The organism is Vibrio sp. Vb0349 (assembly GCF_033338975.1).
Genome location: NZ_JAWOTS010000155.1, coordinates 1 through 1,527, shown reverse-complemented (window position 1 = coordinate 1,527; position 1,527 = coordinate 1). Strand labels below are relative to the sequence as shown.

Annotated in this window: 1 protein-coding gene; it reads right to left on the bottom strand. The window is 49.7% G+C overall.

Annotation, left to right across the window (positions count from 1 at the left end; genetic code table 11):
- Nucleotides 1-1,504 (bottom strand): alpha-glucosidase (gene ygjK, locus R7Q47_RS24110; RefSeq protein ID WP_318089713.1); only part of this gene is annotated, 1,504 nt, incomplete at its 3' end.
- Nucleotides 1,505-1,527: the final 23 nt, after the last annotated feature.

The window sequence follows — 1,527 nt, the reverse complement described above, 5'->3', positions numbered from 1 at the left end:
TGTTGTGTGCTGGGTCCACTGCCGCGCCGTATTCAGGCACACCATTTTGGTTGTGGTCGCGGTTGGATAGCCACCAATCGTGGTATGCCACCAACTTCGGATACATTTCATCAATGAATTTTTGCGCGTCTTCTGGGCGATCAAACTGGTTCACGAGAGCGTAATACACCTCCATCACAGACCATGCCGCCAACGATGGTTTCGTATTGCGTTCGTTCCAGTTTTCAGAGCCAGCACCACCACGACTAACAGGTTTGGTGTACGTCAACACATCCAGCAAGTAGCCTTTGTCTTGCGGACGAATCTTGTCATCAGCTTGAACTTGCCCTTGGAATACCGTGCGAATGTTGTCCATCGCAACATCTGGGTTGAAATGCGCCATCGCGTACGCTTGTTTCCACGAATCCCACGGCCACGTTAAGTTACCAGAGAACCAACGCGCAGTGACCGATGGCGTGACTGTCGCTTGTTCAATGTCGCCCGCCGCAGAGCGCCAGTTACCGTTTAGGGTCTCCATCGCTTTTACCGCTACGCGAGCTTGGTCTGCTGTCGCTTCTTTGTTGATAAGACCATTCGCTAAATAGCCGTCCCAACGCGCTTTCGACGCTTCCATGTATTGAGTTGGATTCGCCAATACATCTTGCAATTTCAACGATTCTGACTGCACTTCTTTCGCATTGTGCAGGTTAGAATACGCCGCATAAACCGCCGATGTTTGCTCAGCTGGTAGGCTCATCTCCGCGGTAGAACTGAATGAGGTTTCGTTGGTGAACGTCTTCGTTGGTAGAGAACGAGTAATGCGGAACTCGGCATCGCGGTCATTACGGATCGCCCAGTTGTCTTTCATCTCGCTAAAGTTAATTTTAATGCCGTTCTCGATGGTCGAAATCTGGCGCTTGTAATCTGGGTAGTACTGCGCCACGGTTTGGTCTTTGCGCGTCGACAGCGCGTATTTCACCAACTCGCCATCCCACTCCAACGCCAAGTTCATATCACGATCAGTTTTGTTAGTGATGAGCGTTTCCACCAGCGAAGAGCGGTCAGTCACGAAGCGCAGCACCATTTGCACGTGAATATCGTCCAAGTCCAACACCTGCACTAACGCACCTGGAATGGAATAGACTTTCGCTTCTGCGTTCGATAAATCGTAAGTTTGGCCACTCACTTTGTCGGTCAACGTGAGCTTGTCGAACGTTTGGCCAGACATAAAATGCGCGTACTCTTGCGTCACTTGCATAATACCGCCGAAAGCGCCATAACCCGCCGCATCTTCAGGTAGCAAATGGCCATGCCACGCGCCGTTGTCCGTGAGTGCGTTGTACTTCAGGTTCGAATAACTGTCGTAATCACGCAGGTAAGTTGGATTACCAGTACGATCAATCACGTTAGTAAATTCTGAAGTTGGCGCCTGTGGTAAACGGATTTCAGTTTTATCATTGGAACCACATCCAACAAGCGAAATAGTAGCCCCGATCAGAATGGCAAGTGTGCTCTTTTTAAACATACTTTTCCCCTATTATTTACGTT